The 20,780-nt window shown below is 61.9% G+C and carries 14 protein-coding genes; 11 read left to right on the forward strand and 3 right to left on the reverse strand.

Annotation, left to right across the window (positions count from 1 at the left end; genetic code table 11):
- Positions 1-168 precede the first annotated feature (168 nt).
- From VGY55_03545 to VGY55_03590, 10 genes are all read left to right on the forward strand, one after another.
- Positions 169-1,578: an MATE family efflux transporter gene (locus VGY55_03545; protein ID HEV2969038.1), complete on the forward strand. Its 1,410-nt coding sequence runs from the start codon at positions 169-171 to the stop codon at positions 1,576-1,578.
- A gap of 243 nt (positions 1,579-1,821) precedes the next feature.
- Positions 1,822-3,744, forward strand: coding sequence for a biosynthetic arginine decarboxylase (gene speA, locus VGY55_03550; GenBank protein HEV2969039.1), 1,923 nt, complete (start codon positions 1,822-1,824; stop codon positions 3,742-3,744).
- 143 nt (positions 3,745-3,887) lie between these two features.
- A complete protein-coding gene (locus VGY55_03555) occupies positions 3,888-4,925 on the forward strand; it encodes a hypothetical protein (GenBank protein HEV2969040.1) in 1,038 nt (345 codons plus the stop codon).
- Between the two features lie 337 nt (positions 4,926-5,262).
- Complete coding sequence (locus VGY55_03560; GenBank protein HEV2969041.1) at positions 5,263-7,449, forward strand: NfeD family protein; 2,187 nt, start codon at positions 5,263-5,265, stop codon at positions 7,447-7,449.
- 3 nt (positions 7,450-7,452) lie between these two features.
- Positions 7,453-8,043, forward strand: a complete 591-nt coding sequence (locus VGY55_03565) for an NfeD family protein (protein ID HEV2969042.1) — start codon at positions 7,453-7,455, stop codon at positions 8,041-8,043.
- A 34-nt stretch (positions 8,044-8,077) separates the two neighbouring features.
- Entirely contained in the window at positions 8,078-9,136 is a 1,059-nt protein-coding gene (gene floA / locus VGY55_03570) for a flotillin-like protein FloA (protein HEV2969043.1), read from the forward strand.
- Between the two features lie 7 nt (positions 9,137-9,143).
- Entirely contained in the window at positions 9,144-9,866 is a 723-nt protein-coding gene (locus VGY55_03575; protein HEV2969044.1) for a hypothetical protein, read from the forward strand.
- Positions 9,867-10,817 (forward strand): NAD(P)-dependent oxidoreductase, encoded by a 951-nt coding sequence (locus tag VGY55_03580; GenBank protein ID HEV2969045.1) that lies wholly within the window; start codon positions 9,867-9,869, stop codon positions 10,815-10,817.
- Between the two features lie 426 nt (positions 10,818-11,243).
- Entirely contained in the window at positions 11,244-11,807 is a 564-nt protein-coding gene (locus VGY55_03585) for a hypothetical protein (GenBank protein ID HEV2969046.1), read from the forward strand.
- Between the two features lie 488 nt (positions 11,808-12,295).
- A complete protein-coding gene (locus VGY55_03590; GenBank protein ID HEV2969047.1) occupies positions 12,296-14,527 on the forward strand; it encodes a hypothetical protein in 2,232 nt (743 codons plus the stop codon).
- Between the two features lie 173 nt (positions 14,528-14,700).
- Here the strand turns inward: VGY55_03590 and VGY55_03595 are convergent, their stop codons facing one another.
- From VGY55_03595 to VGY55_03605, 3 genes are all read right to left on the reverse strand, one after another.
- The gene (locus VGY55_03595) at positions 14,701-17,121 is read right to left on the reverse strand and encodes a TolC family protein (protein HEV2969048.1); all 2,421 of its coding nucleotides are present in this window, start codon (positions 17,119-17,121) and stop codon (positions 14,701-14,703) included.
- Between the two features lie 345 nt (positions 17,122-17,466).
- Positions 17,467-17,943 carry a hypothetical protein gene (locus VGY55_03600; GenBank protein HEV2969049.1) on the reverse strand — a complete coding sequence of 159 codons (477 nt, stop codon included), beginning with the start codon at positions 17,941-17,943 and terminating at the stop codon, positions 17,467-17,469.
- A gap of 1 nt (position 17,944) precedes the next feature.
- Positions 17,945-19,288: a hypothetical protein gene (locus VGY55_03605; GenBank protein HEV2969050.1), complete on the reverse strand. Its 1,344-nt coding sequence runs from the start codon at positions 19,286-19,288 to the stop codon at positions 17,945-17,947.
- Between the two features lie 460 nt (positions 19,289-19,748).
- Between VGY55_03605 and VGY55_03610 the strand changes: the two genes are divergently transcribed.
- Entirely contained in the window at positions 19,749-20,678 is a 930-nt protein-coding gene (locus VGY55_03610; protein HEV2969051.1) for a hypothetical protein, read from the forward strand.
- The last annotated feature ends 102 nt before the right edge of the window (positions 20,679-20,780 follow it).

Here is a 20,780-nt window from a genome sequence, read left to right on the forward strand (position 1 = left end):
GCGGGTAGTGTGACCCGCTCGGCTGTTTTTGTAGGGTAAATCAAGTCCGCCGAGACGCATCCGAACCCTCCGGAGCATTTGACTGTCCAGTGCTGGACGGTGCGTCTGCGCAAGCCCTTGACGCTTCCTTAAGCAACGACGGCTCGTCACTTCGCTCGGCGTCATACCATGCTCCGTCCCGCTCCTTCCATCGCCGCATCGGGGACCGTTCGGCCGATGCTCCGGCTCGCCTTGCCGGTGCTGGCCGGACAATTGCTCGACATGATGATGGGGTTCAGCGACAAATGGCTGACGGGGCATTTTCTTCCGGGAGACAAGTATCTGGCGGCCATAACGCTCGTCGCCTATTTGCTCGGCTTTCTGCCCAGCTTGTTTGCCGCGGTCTCGATCAGCACGACTGCGATGGTTGCTCGATTTGTCGGCGCTGGCGATACGGCGATGGCGCGCCGCGTGGCCAATCAAGCGCTCGTGGTCGGAGCGATCCTCGCCATCGCTGTCTTGGCTCTGGGCTTCTCGTTCGGGACCCAGTTCATAGCAATCGTCGGCTTGCGAGGCGAGGCCGCCGACTTGACGATCCAGTATCTTGCCATCGTGCTGCCGGTGGTTCCCGTCATGATGATCGAGCAGGTCGGCGTGGCGGTGCTGCGCGGCGCGGGAGATACCGTGACCGGCCTGGTCGCGATGGTGTTTCAGAACGTCGTGAACATCGCCATCGCGGTTGCCCTGGTGCGCGGTTGGGGACCGTTTCCGGCGATGGGCTGGCGAGGGTTGGCGATTGGCGCGGCGGCCGGCTATTGCAGCACGGCCGCGATCATTTTCATTCGGCTTCTCGTCGGCCGCTTCGGTATTCGATTCGAGTGGCGGTTGCTGCTGCCCGACTTTCATTTGATCCGCCGCCTGCTGCGAATCGGCATTCCCGGCGGGATCGATCTGCTCTCGATCTCGGCCTGTCAGTTCTGGTTTCTGTCGATCGTGAATCGGCTCGGCAATGTCGCGGCGGCGGCGCACGGCGTGGCGATCACGATCGAATCGCTCTCGTACTTGCCGGGGTTTGCGTTTTCCGTGGCGGCCACCACGCTCGTCGGCCAGCATCTCGGCGCTCGCGACGAGCGCGGTGCGGTGCATTCCGTTCGGGCCGCATCACTCGCCGCTCTGGGCGTCATGTCGCTCTCGGCAATCGGCTTCTATTTCGGTTCGGATTGGCTCGCGGTGCAGTTCGTCGGTCGCGAGCAGCCGGAAATTGCCGCCCGCGCGGCGATGTTGGTCCGGATCGTGGCGTTCGGCCAGCCGCCATTGGCGCTGCTCATGGTGCTCAGCGGCGCGCTGCGCGGCGCGGGAGACACTCGGTGGACGCTCGTGACCACCTGCATCGGATTTCTCCTCGTGCGGATTCCGCTTGCTTATCTGCTAGCCTGGAACCGCATCGAGTTGCCGCTGCCGGGGTTCGATTGGTCGATCGCGGGTTGGGGACTCGGTGTGCGCGGGGCGTGGTATGCGATGCTGGCCGATCTGATCGTGCGTTGCCTGCTGATGGTCTATCGCTTTGTGGGCGGCGCGTGGAAGCGAATTGAAGTGTAACCTGACTGCGCCGACGGCGCATTCACCAGCCCGAAGCGCTAGTGAGGGAGCGGCGGCGGTTGTCCCTCGCTGGCGCTTCGGGCTAGTGTCCCTCGCGAAACTTTAACGCATTTGCAGGTCATCCGGGGATACCATCGGAGGCCAATGCAGTTACAATATGGTGTTTGTTTCGAGTTGGCGCTGGCCCACTTCGCTGGCCAGCGCCACCCAGTTGCAAGCGCCATCCATTGGGAGTGCTGATTGATGCTCGAACTTGAGGTCGAACCGTGGACTGCGGTGGACGCCGCCGAGCTGTACGAAGTCGCCCGCTGGGGCAACGGCTATTTTTCGGTCAACGACGCGGGCCACGTCTGCGTGCATCCGGCCAAAGACCACAGCCGCTCGATCGATTTGAAGCAATTGGTCGATCGGCTACAGCTTCGCGGGATCGATCTGCCAATCTTGATTCGCTTCGCCGAGATTCTCAAGCACCGGCTCGGCGAGATTCATAATGCCTTTCAAGCCTCGATCGCCGAGCACAAGTATCAAGGGAACTATTGCTGCGTCTATCCGATCAAGGTGAACCAGCAACGGCAGGTGGTCGAGGAGGTGCTGCAATTCGGGCGGCCGTACAAATTCGGGATGGAGGCCGGGAGCAAGCCGGAGCTGCTGGCGGTCGTGGCGATGGCCTCGAACGACACGCCCATCATCTGCAACGGCTTCAAGGACGCCGAGTTTATCGAGACGGCGATGCTGGCCCATAAGATCGGCCGACAGATCATCCCCGTCGTCGAGAAGTACACCGAGCTGGGACTGATCCTGGACTACGCCGAGAAGGTCGGCGTGCGCCCGCAGATCGGCATGCGCGTCAAGCTGGCCACCCGCGGCTCGGGGCGCTGGCAATCGTCGGGGGGCTTTCGCTCGAAGTTCGGCTTGACCGTGAGCGAGATCCTCCGCGGCTTGGAGGAACTTAAGCGCCGCGGCATGGCCGATTGCTTCAAGCTCTTGCACTTCCACCAAGGGAGCCAGATCACGAACATCCGCCAGATCAAGGCGGCGCTGAACGAGGCGGCCCGCGTCTATACGGAACTCGCTCGCCGCGGGGCGGGGCTGGAATATCTCGATGTCGGCGGCGGCCTCGGCGTCGATTACGATGGCTCGCAGACCAACTTTGAATCCAGCAGCGTCAACTACACCCTCCAGGAATATGCCAACGACGTGGTCTATCACGTCCAGCGGGCCTGTGAAGACGCGGGGGTCAAGCATCCCACGATCATCTCCGAGAGCGGCCGGGCGGTGGTCGCCTATCATAGCGTACTCGTGTTCGGAGTGCTGGGAGTCTCCGAACAAGGGGAGAATGGCGTGCCGCCGCAGCTTGCCGACGACGTCGAGCAGCCGCTCATCGACATGATGGAGACCTACCAGAATCTTTCGGTGCGCAACATCCTCGAAAGCTACCACGACGCTCAGCAAGCGCTCGACACGGCGATGAACCTGTTCTCGAGCGGCTATCTGCCCCTCGATCAGCGCAGCTCGGTCGAAAACCTGTATTTCGCGATCTGCCATAAGATCAAGCGGCTCACGAAGCAATTGGAATTCATGCCCGAGGAATTGGATGGGCTGGATTCGTTTCTCTCAGACACGTATTTCTGCAACTTCTCGCTGTTTCAATCGATCCCCGACAGTTGGGCCATCAAGCAGCTTTTCCCGTTGATGCCGATCCATCGGCTCAAGCAGCGGCCGACGCGGAACGCCGTGCTCGGCGACATCACCTGCGATTCAGACGGCAAGATCGATCAATTCATCGACCGCCGCGACGTGAAGCGCACTTTGCCGCTACATCCCTATGAAGGGAAGCCGTATTACCTGGGGGCGTTTCTGATCGGCGCCTATCAGGAAATCCTCGGCGATCTGCACAATCTGTACGGCGACACGAACGCCGTGCACGTCAGCCTCGACGACAACGGCGAGGTGGTGCTCGAAGCGGTGATCAAGGGAGACACGGTGCGCGAGGTGCTCGACTACGTCGAATTCGATTCGAACGCGTTGGTGCGGCAGCTTCGCGATTCGGTCGAGATGGCCGTTCGCGAAGGGCGGATCGGTTACGAGCAGGCCGGCCGCTTCCTCAAGTTCTACGAAGAAGGCCTCGGCGGCTACACCTATCTCGAAGAGCCGGATGAGAAATAGTTGCAACTGACCTAGGGCCTGCCAGCAGTTCTTGCTACAATCGCCGCCCGCTCCGGCGACGGTAGGGGCAATGCGCCCCCGCCCGAAGCGCCTCGTGGTCAAATTCCGTGGCTCCCTCCGCGATCGAGAGGATCGGGCTTCCGATGGCTAATCGAAACTACGTATTTGTCGCGCTGGTGGCGGCGATTGTCTTCTGCGCCGCCGAAGCCTCATTTGGCCAGGGCGATCCCGGCGCTCGGCAGTACCAAAGCAATAGTGCGAACCCGAGCGGCTATCAAAATGCCTACTCCGACCGCGGCACTCCACCCCCCGACAGCGCACCGCAACAGCAACCACGACAGGACGTTCCGCGCGGCCCCGCCGCGCCACAACGCCCTCCCGCTCCGCCGTTCCAACTCAGTCCCCAGGAACAGGCCGACCTGGACAAAATCCTCGATGCTTGGGAGAAACAGAACGGGCAGATCAAGACGTTCAAGTGCACTTTCAATCGCTGGCAATATGATCCAGTGTTTTTCAAGCCCCGTCCGGGCGAAGACGAGCAACCTAGGCAGACGAGCCGTGGGGAAATCAAGTATTCCGCACCCGACAAAGGCTTGATTCGCGAGACGGATGGCGAGACCTGGTCGATGAGTCCGACGTCGCAGAAATGGGAAAAGAAAAAGCTCGAAGCGCTTGAGCATTGGGCCTGCGACGGGAAGCAGATTTACAAGGTCGATTATCAGCAACGCACCGTGGAGGAAATTCCAATCCCTCCGGAATTGCAAGGGCAGGGAATCACGCAAGGGCCGCTGCCATTTGTGTTCGGAGCGAAGGCAGCCGAATTAAAGGCGCGCTATTACATTCGTTTTGATCCGGAGAAGCCTCCTATCGCCAAGGGACAATCGTGGCTGGAGATTCGGCCAAAGTATCGCCGGGATGCGGAAAACTTCGCCAAGGTCAGGCTCGCTCTCCGCACGAACGACATGTTTCCAATCGGGATTGAAATCTACGGCACCAACGGACAAGATCGCGACGCCTTTGCGCTCGAACCCAAGGGCTTCGACCCGCGCGACATCTTCGGCGGCGATTTCAACCCCTCGCCATTCGGCTACAAGCACATCAAGCACGATCCGCAAGGCGCTCCCGCGCCACAACCCGGCGGCCAAGCGCAGCGGATGACGCCGGAACCGGGGCGGAGATAGTTACCGAACCGATTGCTCTGTTTCCTGCGCTGCCTCCGTTCTCGGATCGTGTTTCGATCTTCGCCATGCGCGAAGCGGAAGTTGCTTGCCCAAAAACGCTTCCGCCGCCGGTCGGGACCGGCGTCACGCCTTCGATTGGCCGGCGAATTGACTGGGCCGAACGCCACTCTATAATCAGTGTGACGCCAGCGCAATCGAAGCGCTAGCGGGCAAAGCACTTGCGCAATCTGTGCACGGCGTTTTGCGCGGAGCGGAGATAGGTTGGCCTATGGTTCGAATGCCCCAATCGGCACCGACGGGAAGTCGGCACGCACAGCGTGCCCTACGCCATCGGCTATTGCGTCTATTCGTTCTTCTTTTCGGCACGATTGCCGCCGTCAGCCGGGCCGCCGCGGACGAACCGCATGCAAAGCCCGACGCGGCCGAGCCCGCCAAACAGCCTGCCAAGCCCGCGGTTGGGCATCTGGTGCGAATCTCGCTGCCGATCGATGGCGACATCTATGCGCAGGTGCATAACGCGGTCTCGAAAGTGAACAGCAACTTGCCCCGCGGCGGTCCGCGCCCGATCATCATCTTCGAATTCTCTCCGGGGCAATCGGATTCCGGCCGCGGCAGTTCGTTCGGCAGTTCTTTGGATCTGGCAAAATTCATTGCCCACGAATTGAACGGCGTCAAGACGGTTGCCTACATCCCGCACACGATCAAAGGGCACGCGGTGCTCGTGGCCATGGCCTGCGAGGAGATCATCATGGCCCCCGACGCCCTGATCGGCGAGGCGGGCATCGACGAGACGACCATCGACCCGACTACGCGCAGTGCCTACGCGGACATCGCCAACGCCCATAAAACGGTCCCCGCCGCGATTGCACTGGGGATGCTCGACAAGAGCGTGAAAGTAGACAAGGTGGTGACCGAGGTCTCCACCGAGTTCATTCTTTCGACCGAACTGGAGGAACTGAAGAAGCATCATACGATCCAGAGCGTCGAAGAACTCTCGCCGACTCCCGGCCTGTTCAGCGGACGGCAAGCCCGTTCGCAACTTGCGATCGCCAGTTATCTGGCGAAGGACCGCGTGGAGGTCGCCGGCGCGCTCGATTTGCCACTCGAGGCCGTCCGCGACGATCCGTCGCTGGGTGGCGGCTGGCGACCGGTCCAGGTGCCAGTGAAGGGCCTGATCACGACGGCCCTGGTGACCGAAACGCAGCGGAAGATCGGCGAGCAAATCGACAGCGGAGTGAACTTCGTTTGCGTCTGGATCGATAGCGCCGGAGGCTCGGCCGAAGACAGCATGAACCTGGCCAACTATCTGGCCTCGTTGGATCCGAGCAAGGTCCGCACGGTGGCCTATATCCCCAAACGGGCCCGCGGCGATGCGGCGCTGATCGCCGTGGCCTGCGATCAAATCGTGATGGGACGCGACGCGATTCTCGGCGGCTCGGGGGATTATCAAATGAAGCCCGAGGAGATTGTCGCCGTGGGCAGCACGCTGCGCCGCTCGTTCTTTGAGAAGAAGGGCGCGCACTGGTCGTTGCCGGTCGCGCTGATCGACCCCGGCCTCAGGGTGTTTCGTTACACGAATCAGAACAACGGGCAGAAGGAATGCTTCAGCGAGGAGGAGATCGGCCCCGATGCCGGCGCATGGAAGCAAGGCGAACTCGTCACGAGCAATACCGGGCCGCTGAAACTGACCGGCGACAAAGCGGAAGAATTGGGATTGGCCTATCACACGGCCCGCGATTTCACGCAGTTCAAGCAGTTCTACGGCATCGAAAACGAGTTGCCCGTGGTCGAGCCGGGCTGGGCCGATTTCTTGATCGGGGCGATGTCGTCTCCCAGCATGCTCGGATTCTTGTTGTTCCTCGGCTTGGCCGGGATCATCGCCGAGACCTACGCGCCGGGGCACGGCGTCGGCGGCTTCATCGCCCTAGTGTCGTTCATGCTCTATTTCTGGATCGAGCACTTGCACGGCACCGCAGGCTGGCTCGAGGTGCTGCTGTTCCTGGCCGGGGTCGGCTGCGTGCTGTTGGAAATCTTCGTTCTGCCGGGATTCGCCATTTTCGGCCTGGGGGGCGGGTTGATGATCATCGCCTCGCTCGTGCTCGCCAGCCAGACGTTTATCATTCCACGCAACGACTATCAATGGGAGCAGATGAAGACCACGCTGATGACTATCAGTGGGGCGGTGGTCGGGGCGACGGTCGCCGCGTTCGTCTTCCGGCGGTATTTGCCGCACACTCCGGGACTCAATCGCATGCTGCTCGCGCCGCCGTCGGGGGCTGAACTGGAACACATCGCCACGCGCGAGGCCCTGGTTGATTTGAGCGCCCTGCTGGGGCAAACCGGCACGGCCACGACTCCCCTCATGCCGTCGGGCAAGGCGCGATTCAGCGGACGGTCGGTCGATGTGATGGCCCGCGGCGAGATCCTCGACCGCGGAGCGGCGGTGGTCGTCGTCGAGGTCCGCGGCAATCACGTGATCGTGCAGTCCGTGCCAGCGCAGTCCTCTGGATCGTCGGCGACGTGAGATATGGAACCGCTAGTCTGGGCAGGTCTGCTTTTGCTGTTGGGCATGCTCCTCGTGCTGCTGGAGGTCTTTGTACCGACGGCCGGCGTGCTCGGCTTCTTGGCGGTGGCGGCGATTCTTTCGGGCATCGGACTGGCGTTCTACAACGGCGGGTTGACGATCGGTTTCGGCTTTCTATTCGGCACGGCGGTCGTCCTGCCGATCGTGTTGGCGGTGGCGTTTCGGTGGTTTCCCGAAACTCCGATCGGCCGCCGGCTATTACCGAATCTGCCGACCAGCGACGAAGTGCTGCCGGACAACGAAGAGCGCCGCGTGCTGCGGGGATTGCTCGGCAAGGTGGGGCAGGCCAAATCGCAGATGCTCCCCAGCGGCAGCGTCGTTGTCGAGGGGCGGATCATCGACGCCGTGAGCGAGGGCCTGCCCATCGACGCTGGGCAGAACGTGCGCGTGATTGAAGTCCGTGGGAGCCGGGTCGTCGTCCGGCCCCTCGAGGACGGCGAGGCGGCCACCCCGGCCCGCCCCGAGTCCGAAGACCCGCTGTCGCGGCCTTTCGACAGTCTGGGGATCGAGTATCCCGACGACCCGCTTGCTTGACAACCGCGCGCGGGTTGGTAAGACTGCGCTTACTATGCCTATATTTGCCGATAACGGTATCGTCGAGGTCGTTTTCATTGCCGCTGCGTTCATCGTCCTGATCTTGGCGGTGATCGTGATCGCCGTGCTCGGGAAGTATCTGCGGCTCTGGATTCGCTCGGTGGCGAGCAGCGCCGGGATCGGCATCTTCGATCTGTTGGGCATGACGTTTCGCAAGGTCGATCCCAACGTGATCGTGCGGAGCAAGATCATGGCCGTGCAATCCGGCCTGGGTGATGAAACCGGCATCACCACCAAGGCGCTCGAGGCCCACTACATGGCGGGCGGGAAGGTCCCGCTGGTAATTCGGGCCATCATCGCCGCCAACAAGGCTAAGATCATCAACCTCGATTACAAGCTGGCCACGACGATCGACCTGGCCGGCCGCGACGTGCTCGAAGCCGTGCAAACGAGCGTTTATCCGAAGGTGATCGATTGCCCGGCCCGCGGCTCGGGAAAGGACTCGCTGGAGGCCGTGGCGAAGAACGGCGTGCAGCTCAAGGTGAAAGCGCGCGTCACCGTGCGGGCGAATTTGAATCAATTAGTCGGCGGCGCCACCGAGCAGACGATCATCGCCCGCGTCGGGCAGGGGATCGTCAGCGCGATCGGCTCGGCCGACAAACATACCGACGTGCTGGCGAATCCGGATCGGATATCGAAGGCGGTGCTGGCCGGGCGGCTCGATTCGCAGACGGCGTTCGAAATCGTCTCGATCGACATCGCCGACGTCGATGTGGGAGACAACATCGGCGCTCGCCTCCAGGCCGATCAGGCCGAGGCGGTCATGCGCGTCGCCCGCGCGAAAGCCGAGGAGCGCCGGGCGAACGCCATCGCGCGCGAGCAGGAGATGGTGGCCCAGATGGAGGAGAGCCGGGCGAAGTTGGTCGAGGCCGAGGCGCAGGTCCCCAAGGCGATCTCCGAGGCGATTCGCAACGGCACGCTCGGAATCATGGATTACTACAAATTGCGCAATGTGCAAGCCGATACCGACATGCGCCGCAGCATTGCCGGCAGCACGATCGCGCCGATGGCGCAGATGAACCCGAGTTCTTGATTTGGCCATGATTTCGCTCGATCTTATACCGTTGGCGGCGTTTGATCCGAGTTGGATTTTTCCGATCATCGTTATTTTGGTGTTCGTGCTGAGGATCATCGGCGCGGCGGCTGGCGGCGCCAATAATCCAAACGTCCCCAATCGGCGTCCGCCGGGCCAGATACCTCGCGTGCCTGGCCCGCAAGGAAACGACGACGACGCGTTGAAAGGCGAGATTGAAGAGTTTCTCCGCCGCGTCTCGAATCGTCGCGAGGGACAGCCCCAGCAGCGCACGGCCGCCAATCCGCCCCGGCCCACACAGGCCATGCGGCCGCCTGCGCCGGCGAGCCCGCAAGAGCGCCGCCGTAAACCGGCCCCCGTGATCATCGCCACGGCGGGCGCTCCACTTGTCGCCGAGGTCGTTGAGACGCCGCGCGACGACATCGACGACCACGTCAAGCGCTACATGAACACGCGCCAGTTCGATCAACGGGCCGGCCAGCTCACTTCGATCGATCAAAAGGAGCGGCAGTTCGACCAGCAGGTCCAGCAGACGTTCGCTCACGAGGTCCGACACCTCCGTCCCGGCTCGCTCGCCCCCGCGGCCGACGAACGCTCGGTGAGCGACACGGCCCCGCGGGTCATCGAGGACGACAAGCAGAACAAGTCGTACACCTTGCTCACCGGCTCGAATCTGATCAACGCCGTGATCGTCAGCGAAATCATGCAGCGCCCCGAACACCGCTGGTAAATGGCCGAGCCAGTCCCCACCATCGCGCCCTTTGTCGCCGGAAAGACCCGTCTGGGCTGGATTGGCACGGGCGTGATGGGAACGAGCATGTGCTCCCATCTGATTCGCGCCGGATTCGCGATGACGGTCTTCAACCGCACGCGCGCGAAGGCCGAGCCGCTCGTGGCCCTCGGGGCGCAATGGTCTGAAAGCCCAAAACAAGTCGCGGAATCCTCCGACGGCGTCTTTTCAATCGTCGGCTTTCCGGCTGACGTGCGGGCCGTGACGCTCGGTCCCGACGGCTCTCTGGCTGGCAGCCGGCCGGGCATGGTTCTCGTCGACATGACCACGAGCGATCCATCCCTGGCGATCGAGATCGCCCAGCAAGCAGCGGCGCGCGGCGTGCAGACCATTGATGCCCCTGTCTCCGGCGGCGACGTGGGAGCGAAGGAGGCCCGGCTGTCGATCATGATCGGCGGCGATCGGCAAGCCGTTGAGGCGCTGCGCCCCTGTTGGGAAGCGATGGGACGCACGATCGTGCATCAAGGCGGTCCAGGAGCGGGGCAACACGCCAAAATGGTCAATCAGATTCTAATCGCTTCCAATATGATTGGCGTCTGCGAGGCCCTGCTCTACGGCTACAAAGCCGACCTCAACTTGACCACGGTCATGGAATCGGTCGCGTCGGGAGCGGCAGGGAGTTGGTCGCTCTCGAATCTCGGCCCGCGAATCATCGGCGGCCGCTTCGAGCCGGGCTTTTTCGTCGAGCACTTCATCAAAGATATGGGCATCGCGCTGGCCGAGGCCGAGCGCATGGGCCTTTCGCTTCCCGGCCTGGCCCTAGCCAATCAGCTCTACATCGCCTTGCGTAGCCAAGGCCATGGCCGAGACGGAACGCATTCGCTGATGCTGGCGCTGGCCTCGCTCTCAGGGATTGATTGGAAAAAGGAGGCAGTGGGCAGGAAGCAGTAGGCAGGGTGCCACAAGCAATCTGCGCGCTGGCGCCGACTGCCACCCGCCGACTTCTTCTTCATCCCTTGCGATGGCGGATCTTCGCTCTCATGCGGCGCTTCTTGCGACCCAGCTTGCGCCGCCCCTTGCCTGTTTTCTTGACGCCCACGTCGTGCTCCTGGTGAGGAATTTACCGAATACGCACGCATAGCCTACCCAACAGCCATCTCGCGAGACGACCATCATACCAAAGTGGCTTAGCGCGGCAAGGGAGATAGGCGCCCGACGCGTGCTGTAAGCCCTCCCTGAATGCCGCCTTCCGTCTGCCTTCGACAGAATTGTGGCAAAAAAGCCACCGTTGCGTTTGCACATCACCGGATGCGAGCTATGGTTGCATAGCCACGACAAAGTGGCGAAGCAATTCCAGTTCTTCCGAAAAGGTGGGCCATGCGCAAGTTGCTGTTGTTGACGATTGTGACTCTCACGGCCGCTGTCGGCCCTGGCTGTTGCTCCTGCCTCACCGGCGGCTGCTCCTGCTTGCAGCACTGCGGAACGTGCTTCCACTCGTTCTGCCGATTTGAGGACTGGAAGCTGCAATCGCTGTGCGGCACGCGCACGCCGGCGCCGTTCGTGCCGGCGCCGGTCGCGGCCCCAATTTATAGCGCTCCGTACGTTGTGCCGCCGGCCGCCGCGCCCTGCGCGACGCCCGCCCCGATCGTGACTCAACCGCTCAGTGCGGGCGCCGCCTGTCAGCCGTGCGCCCCCGCTCCGGTGATGACGCAGCCGCTCAGCATGCCGGCCCCGGTCCAGCCGTATGCTCCCGCGCCGATTTGTGCTCCGATTCAATGCGATCCATGTCCCTGCCCCTGTCAGCCGGTGAATCCCTGCGATCCGTGCGCGACGACGGATGGCGCACCGGTGCTGAACGGCATGCCGGTGTTCACTACGCCCGGTCCGGTGGCGCCCGGGGCTCCGACGATCGCGCCGCCGACTGGCGTTCCGTCGCTGTAGGCGCGGCAGCCGCATCGGAATTCGGTCGTTGAACCCGGAGCCATCGGCGCCGGCCGGTTTGCCCAACGCCGTCGCCGTAGGCTCCGGGTTAAACGATTCGATGGGGCACTCCTCGCGCCGGCCGGATTCTCTTGTTCCATTTCGCGAGACGAATGCGTTAGAATTGATCTCGGCGATCGGAAAAGATTTCAAACAGTTTGTAACCAGGTTGCCGGCGGCTTGCCCGGCGGACTATCGGGCCGATTGCAACTTGCGGCTGCCACATGATTTGGGGCTCCGATTCGATCGCAATCGAATGTGACGCCTGGAACGGGATTCGGCAACAAATCGTTCGGCATACAAGATGCGGAAGGAACTTGCGACGGTCGTGCAGCGTTAGAATGATGTGGTGACCCAAGCCCGCCGTGATCCCAGAGCATCACGAACAGGTGCCCTCCAAAGTCGGACCCCACCCACCTGTTCGATTCAAACTATAAGGAACTCGAGCCATGTCAATCAAGCATTTGGCCTTCACATCGGTCGCGCTGTTAGCGGCATCGATTTGGGCATTTCCCAACGCTCCCCTGCGAGGGCAAGACCCCGCCGGCGGACCGGATCAAGAAGTCTTGACGCACGGACCGGTCCATGAGGCCTACGCCGAACCGACCGTGTCGAATCCGACAGAGCCGCTCGTCGTCCCGAAGCAGGCGCCCGCGCCGATCGAAGAGATGCCGCCCGATGTGAAGCCCGACGGTGCGAATGTTGTCTGGATCGCCGGCTATTGGGCCTGGGACGACACGCGAAACGACTTCATCTGGGTTAGCGGCATTTGGCGCGACACGCCGCCGAACTACGTTTGGGTCGCCGGCTATTGGAGCCAGGTGGCCAACGGCTTCCAATGGACTCCCGGCTTCTGGTCGCCCGCCGAACAGCAGCAAGTGAGCTACCTGCCCGAGCCGCCGCAATCGCTGGAATCCGGGCCGAATACTCCGCAACCGTCGGCCGACGATTTCTGGGTGCCGGGGAACTACCAATACGTCGAGACGCGCTACGTTTGGCGGCCCGGCTATTGGACGGTCGCCCAGCCGGACTGGATCTGGACGCCCGCGCATTTCGTTTGGTCGCCGAGCGGCTATATCTTCATCCCGGGGCACTGGGATTATGTGCTCGCCCGCCGCGGCGTGCTCTTCGCGCCGGTTTATTTCTCGGCGCCGATCTATGCCCGGCGGCATTTTGTCTTCGCGCCGAGCGTCGTGATCGATTCGAATCTACTGACGGTGAACTTCTTCGTCCGCCCGAATTATTGCCACTACTACTTTGGCGATTATTACGGCGAGAACTTCGTCGCGCTGGGTTTCAATCCCTGGTTCTCGGTGGGTGTGCGGTTTGGGCCCGATCCGCTGTTCGCTTATTATCGCTGGGACCATCGCGACGATCGCCGCTGGGCCGAGGGGCAGCGCGAGCATTTCGCTTACATGAACTCCCACCCGGAGGCCCGGCCGCCGCGCACCTACGCCCAGCAGACGACGATCATCAACAACAACATCACGATCAATAAGAACACGAACAACATCGCCATCGGCGCGCCGCTGAATCAATACGTGAAGAACGTCAACAACAGCGGCGGGAACAATGTGAAGTTCGTGAATGTCTCGACGCAGCAGCGGGAGCAATTCGCCCAGCAGGCCGTGCAGACTCACGACATGGCTCGCGAGCGGGCCAAGCTCGAATCGCCGAGCGGCGGTCCCAAGAACGGCCCATTGACGGGCGGTCCAAATCTCGGCGGCACGCCAAAGACGCTGAATCTGCGCAATTTGGCACAGTCCGGCGGCGGCCAGTTGCCGGGAAGCAATCCGACCGGCGCCGGCGCAAATGTTCGTACGAACACGAACATCAATTCGCAAACTGGAGGGCCATCCAATGAACGAACGGGGGCCGGCGGCAAGACATTCGGCGGCCCGAACACCGCCAATCCCGGCGCCGGAACGATTCCTGGCAACCTGAACTACGGGCGAACTGGAACTGGATCGGGAACTCTGCCTGGCGGCACGACCGGACCCGGGACCGCCGGGGGAACAACGTCGGGCCGCGGGCCCTCCGGCGCGTCCGGCCCAAGCACTGATATATTCCGGGCGAGAACGGGAGAGGCGCTCAAGAGCGGCTCGGGATCGAGCAACGGACCGGGTCCCGGTGGACCGAGCGGCTCGGGTTCGAACGCCAAGAAATTTGAGGACTTTAATAACAAAGGCCCGTCATTCTCGCCCCCGAGCGGTCGCGGCGGCGGCCCGCCACCATCGCCCACTCCCAGCGATCGCGGCAGATCGTCGTCGGGCGATTCGCGCGGCAAGAAACCGGACGACAGCAAAGGCGGCTCAAATGGGCCGGGCGGCGGGCGCGCATTTTTCGCGCCCGGCAATTCTCGCGGCTTGGCCGACGCGCAGAACGCGGTCGAAGAACCCGTCGACAGTCGCGCGAAGGACCCGATCCGGCCACTGACGCTCAATCCATCGCTCGCGCCGACCAGCCGTACCGCGAACGGCTTGGCGGCGAGCCGCTCGTCGTTCGACCTCCAGCCACAGCAGTCAGTCAAAGACCCCGTTCGTCCGCTGAACCTGCTGCCGCAATCGCAGCCCCGTTCATCGACTGGGCCGGTTCCAGCGAACGGACCAGCGCCGCGGGGCAATTCCGATCCGAGAGGCAAAGACCCGATTCAACCGTTGCGGCTCGCGCCGAACAATTGAGATCACGTTTCACTCGGTACCAGGCCCTGCCTGGGACTACACGGCCGCGAAGGCCCTACCTTCGCATTTTTATGGATGGTGCAGTCGCTCGCGAAGGATCGCGAGGCAGAGCCTCGCTCGCAGCGCGTTCCCAGGCAAAGCCTGCAATCGAGGGAATTGCCGCTTCGCGAGATCTAATTCTTCGCGTGCCAATTGGAGCTGGATGTCGAGGCGATCGGTAGCGTTGACGTTTCGGCGCCGGCACTGTCGCCTGCCGCGCCGCCGCCGGTGTTGGAAGCGCTTCCCCATCGCAGCGATTTCGCCCCGTTAGTCGATCTGCTTTCGGACGGCTGCGGCGCATCGCTGGCCGGGCCGATCGCCGACAGAGGGCGAATCGATCCGGCATCGTCTATTCCGTCCGCCGAACCGAGCATGGGACCGTCGCCCCTCAGCGCCTTCGGCTTGCGGACCGACGACGGACTCTTCTTCGGCTCTTCGCCGCTCGGCATCGCGCCATTTGGTGCCGCGCCGCTCGGCTGCGTTTCGGACGGCTGCCCGGGGCCGATTTGCTCTTCGGCCGGCGTCGGCGTGCCGGGGACCGTTTCCGAATCTCCTCCGAAATCGGCGTGCTGGGCGATCGGGCCCGTGCTGAAAACACTGGGCCGCGAGTAGCCGTAGTTGATGTTCATGCCGGCGTCGCGGGCCCGCGCCAAGCGATGGGCATCGAAGTAGGCCTTGCCCGGCCACGGACCTTCGGCCAGGAACACGTCGTCGTATTCGAGCAGCGAGCCCTTGACGAAATGCACCTGCGCGATGCCGCGATTGTAGTCGATGAGCGAGCGATAATAGGCCGCCTCGGCGTCGGACCGCCGCTGCTGGGCCTGCAAGAGGAGATCGAGCGTCACGGTGCCGGCGTCGTAGGCGACCGTCACGGCCGCCACTTCCTGCTCGCTCGCCATGCGCCGATTGAAGTTGGTCTCCATCAAGCGATAATTCAGATCGAGGTTTCGGATCGCGTCGGTAATCTGATGCGAGAGTTCCAGCTCCTGGTCTTGCATGATGTTCTTTTCACGCGTCAGCAGGAGCTGCTGGCTGCGGATTTGCGTGAGTTCCTTGCGGAAGCCGAGCGGCATGCTGAAATTCAAGCCGAGATTCCATTCGCGGAAGCTGGCGTTGGCCATGGTCGCGGTGGCGTCGGTGCCGATGATCGATTCGCTCGGCGTGCCGCGATACGAGGTGCCGTCGTTGCGAATCAAGTCTTCGCCCAGGCCGAAGAGCCGATAACGGCCTTCGAAGTCGAGGTTCGGCAGCAGCAGGTTCTTCGAGGCGATCAACTCCAGCTCGAGCTGCTTGATCTTCCACTTCTCCTTGCGCAGCTCGACGCTGCGGGCCAGGGCTTCTTCGTGAACGTCGTGCCAATCGAAGACCACTTTCGCGGTGGTTGGCTCGTCCTTGGGCCGGATCAGCCGCCCATCGGTCGCTGCCAGGCCCATCAAATAGCGGAGCCGGTTCTCCATTCGGTAAAGGTCGGTCAGGGCCTGTTCGACCTGGGCGCGGAAGGTGAAGTATTGATTGCGCGATTCGGCCTCCTTGTCGGCCTCGCCCCCCTTCGCGTTCACGTCGGACAAGGCCTTGATCTTCTGCCAGGTGGTCAGCGCGCTGTCGCGTCCCACCTCGGCCGCCGCCAAGGCGCGATAGGCAAAATAGACTTCCCAGTAGGCGTTTTCCGTGTCGTCCACCAGGTTCCGCACGCCGGCCTCGAAATCGGCCAGGCTGATGTCCATGTTGATCCGCGAGATCATCACGCCGCGGAATGCCGGCAGCGTGTTGCCCGCGTTGCCGACGCCTATGGGCCCCGCGTCGAGCGGGCCGTTGATCTCGTTGAATAGCAAGCCGCCGCCGCGGAGCAGCCGTTGCTGCAAGGTGAAATCGAGGATGTTCTGATTGTCGTGCGCCGATTCGCGCAGCGGGCTGTTGCTGTCGGTATAGATCTGTTGCGACGTGATCGCGTAGGTCCCGCCGACGGCGCTTCGTTTGGATAGGCCGGTGGTCATCGTGTCGATGTCTTGCAGCGAGATGCGCTGCTGAATGGACCCGACGGAGAGCAGGGCGTTTTGCGGCTGATTGTCGTGTTCCCAGGTGAAGCTGCTGGCGAGCACGGCGTCGAAATTGCTCAGCGCGCCCTCCACGCCAAGATTGGGGTTCGTTTCGATGATGGCCGGATCGTAGACGCTCGTGACCGATTGCGGCGTTGTGAGCAAGACGGAGGGCGCATCCCCGACTTGCGGCCGCGTGCCCCCTTGCGAGGCGAACCGCGCTCCGAGCGTGCGCATGATCTTGCTGTTTTCCAGCGCGGTGTGCACCGCTTCCTCGAGCGAAAGGTCCCAGACCTTCTCGTATTTGCTGTTGGTGAGCGTCAGCGGCGCCTCGGCATCTTGCACTTCGGCCAGGCTGGCATTCTTGACGTCCGGGGCCTCAATCTTGGTCGCCATACCGACGTAGTGTGAGAGGTCTCCCTTCTCGAAGAAATAGAACGGCTGCGTCGGCGCGCAGCCGGCTGCCAGCAGCAGGAGAGACGCGGTCGCGATCCAGGGCAAATGGCAAGGCCGGCTCATTGATTTTGTTCCCTCGCGAGACTCCATGGCATCCACTTGGCGACACGTTGCAAATGACCCGAGCGCAAACCAAGCTTGGCTGGCAATCGCAGCAGAGCTTCCGGTTCCCCCCGGGCCGTTTGCAGCCGTTTCAGTGGAGGCGCGCGAGGCGCAAACCGCTAATGCGGAGCAATCGGCAAGCAATGTATCGACCGGCTCGCCATTAAACTTTGGCGAATTGATGCAATCGCTGCGATCGGAAGAGATTTTAGAAGATTCGCAAACTTCGCAGATTGCGCAAACGACGATCCGCAGATGCTAGCAGCGCGAATGCGAGGTTTTCCCCCGCTCGCGGTTTAGCTGCCACTACAAATACATCCCCACGTAGCCGCCCGTTTGGTCGGCTTTGGCTTGCAGTGCGGCGATGCGCCTTACTGTTTGCGCCAGGTCGCCCGCTTCGATGTAGCGATTGAATTCCACCATGACGGCGCGAGAAACCGTCTCGCGAAACCAGGCCACGACCGGCTCCGTGAGCCATTCGCATGTTTCGCGCACTAGCGTGGCATCCACGTCTGCTAGCAGAGTCTCGCGATCGGCCGAATCGGTGAGCACGGTTCCTTCGAAGCTGAATTCGAGAGTGCCCAAATCGGCGTGATTCGTGAGATGGAAGACGCAGTTGGCATCGTATAGAAAATAGGAATTATGCGAGCCGTGCTTTTCCAAAGCGGCCTTGATCCGCTCGCACCGCGCGCGATACCTCGGCGAGGCGTCGATGGGTATATCGAGCCGGCCCACCGACCGCAGCGGCAGGCAATCGAACGCAATCTCGACGAACCGGCTCATGTCATTTATTCCAACCGACCGTCAACCAGCCCTGGTCGGAAGACAATTGCGATGATACCAGCTTGCCGGCCTTGCTAAAAGGCGCCTTCTGGAACTCGAGTCCCTGGAACTCGAACGTCTCCTTGAACATGTTCTCGAATCGGTGGAGCAGCTTGCCGCGGTCGATCGCCCGCTGCGCCGGTTTTCCGCCGCGCGACTCGACCTTGATTTCGCCGATCCGTTTGGCTTGCTTGCCTTCGATTTTATAGTCGGCCGAGATGGTCCACGGATAGTCGATGTCGATGTCGGGATTGGTGGATGTGAACCGCGTCGCATTGAGGGCGACGGAGAACCCACCTCCCGCAAAATGAACGTCCACGGGATGTTCCTTGGCGAACGTGATCGTCCAGTGCTTGTCGTTCTCCTCGTCAGCTTTCTCTCCGGGAGGGTCCTCGCCGAACATGTCCTTGTAACCCTTGACGAATTCCTCTCGCGAAATCTTGCGGCCGCCGAGCGTCTTGGCGGTGATGTTGTTGGCGAACGATTCATGCACCCGCAGCCCGATCATCGGATTGCCGACGATCGCCGGCGGAGCGATCGTGGCCATGGGTTGCGCACCGGTTTCGCGGCCCACCATGTAGAGAGCCGCCGGCGTCGACGAATAATGCAGCTCGGGCATCGCGCCCCAGCGCTCCAACGGCTGGCGAAGTTTCTCCTGATAGTTCTTGTTTTGGTTCGCGATTCCCTCGCCGGCATTCGACTTGATGCGGTCGCGGACACGTTGCTGGGCGTGCTGCGAGGCGATGCACTCCGCTTCCGGCTTGCTCTGGTAGACGCGTTTGGTGGCGATTCGCTGCACAAGCCGTCCGCCGCAGATGCAAAGGCTATTGATCGTCGTGTGCGTGCAAGCCCAAGCGGCCGGCTCGGAGGCCATATATCCAGCGGCATCCACGGCAACTCGCAGCGCACCCGTGAATTGAGTCGTTCCCGTAGCGCGAATCGTCACCGGCGGATGGACGCCGATGGTCTGCGACGTGGTGGTCCCGCGCAACTGGACTTCCATCAGCACGTGGTCGGGACTGTCGACAAGGACCGACGTCCGCTGGCCGACCGTGTGGGTCGTCCCGGAGACGGAGGTCCCCATGATATTGTCGCTGAAGTGCGGATCATTTTCGTCAATGTCTTCGGCGCTGATTGCAGTGACGAAGTCGCCAGACGCCTGGACCAATAGATTGGGCTGATCGGGTTGGACCGGCGACGAGGGGGCAGCCGCGGTCGCGACCGCAGAGGTATTCGTCTTTCCCAGCGCCAGGAAGCCGGGAAACAGGCAGGCCGATGCCGCGAGAACTCGAGTAATGTATCGCATCTGTTTAGCCCTCCGTAACTTAGAGCGTCCGCCAATTGCACCACCAGAACCTTGGTTGCCGCCCGGCGCGCCTCCCAGAATACACCAATTTGCGCCTCCTGCCACTACCTATACCCTATTGAATCGGAAAAAACTGTGGATTCGCGTTAGTTATCCCATTCTCTCATTTTTTTCAGATTCAAAATGCGATTCGGATGTGGCGAATAGGAAATAACTTAGAGACTTTTTCGTCGCTAAATCCTTTACATATTTTCCAAATTCTCAATCTCACCCCTTGAATTCGTGCGGCTCGTCGGCATAAATGGCACCCTGTTGATCCTGCCCGCAACTCTGCCAGCTCACCCACGGCAAGTTGCGATTATATCCTGCCCAATCGCACCCACGACCACGGCGTCGTCGGAGCGAGCGTATGGTTCGCGTCTTTGCCGCTAGCTTCGCAACTTGAACAGGAGGGTGACTCATGTCGAGACGGTCCTGGATCGCGCTGTCACTGTTGGCTTTGTCAGTCTGCTTCACGCTGGGCAGCAAGGCGGACGCGGTTGAATTCAAGACGGCCATTCTCAGAAACGCGATCATTTGGCAAACGGATTACTACGAGGCCTATCGGACGGCGCAGCACGACAAGAAGCTGCTGCTGATTTATTTCGACCCGCACCCGCCGATTCGAACGACGGGGATGGCCACCGGAACCACGGATGACGCGATCGACCGCACCCTTGCCGCGACCGAAGACCGCGAGCGGCTGGCTGACTATGTATTCGCCCGATTGCCGCTTAACGTGACGATCGCAGAGAATAGCAAGCCGGTGCGGCTTGTGGACCATCCGGCATTTGCCGACATCCGCAACGGCGGGGGGCTGGCCATCATCGATCTGGCCCATCCCAACACGCCCTATTACACGTTCGTCGTGAGCGCGCTGCCGCTGAGCAACGGAAAATACTATCGTTTTCATCCGGAATACGTGCCGGTGCTGCTCGATCTTCCCGAGGGAACCTTGACGCAGCGGACGATGATCTTCGCGGTGCGCATTCATCCGGAGTCTCCCGCGAGCACGCGCAGCAAGCAGAGCCCGATCTTGAGCGACGAGGCCGCGAGCCATTCCCACTATCAGGCGCAGATCGGCGTGCAAGGACACCATCAATGGGAAAGCCGTTTTCAGCGGATCATTTCCCGCTTGTTCGGCAGGGGAACGCCGGCCCTGCCAAAGGAGATCGTCGCCGAGAGTTGGCCGAATCAGAACCTGATCGATTCTTGCATCGACTGCGTCGATAGCTGGCGGCAATCGTCGGGGCATTGGGCGGCCGTGAAATCGACCCACGATAGCTATGGCTACGACATCCAACGCGGCTCGAACGGAATTTGGTACGCCACCGGCATCTTTGCCAATTGAGCAGTGTTTTTGCCGCTGGGTGTGTCAAGCGAAGCGCAGACGCTCTGCTGTCGACTGTGAGATCGAAGCAACGGTGCGTCGGCGCGGAGTACCGCTGGACAC

It is taken from the genome of Pirellulales bacterium, from assembly GCA_035939775.1.
GTDB lineage: Bacteria > Planctomycetota > Planctomycetia > Pirellulales > DATAWG01 > DASZFO01.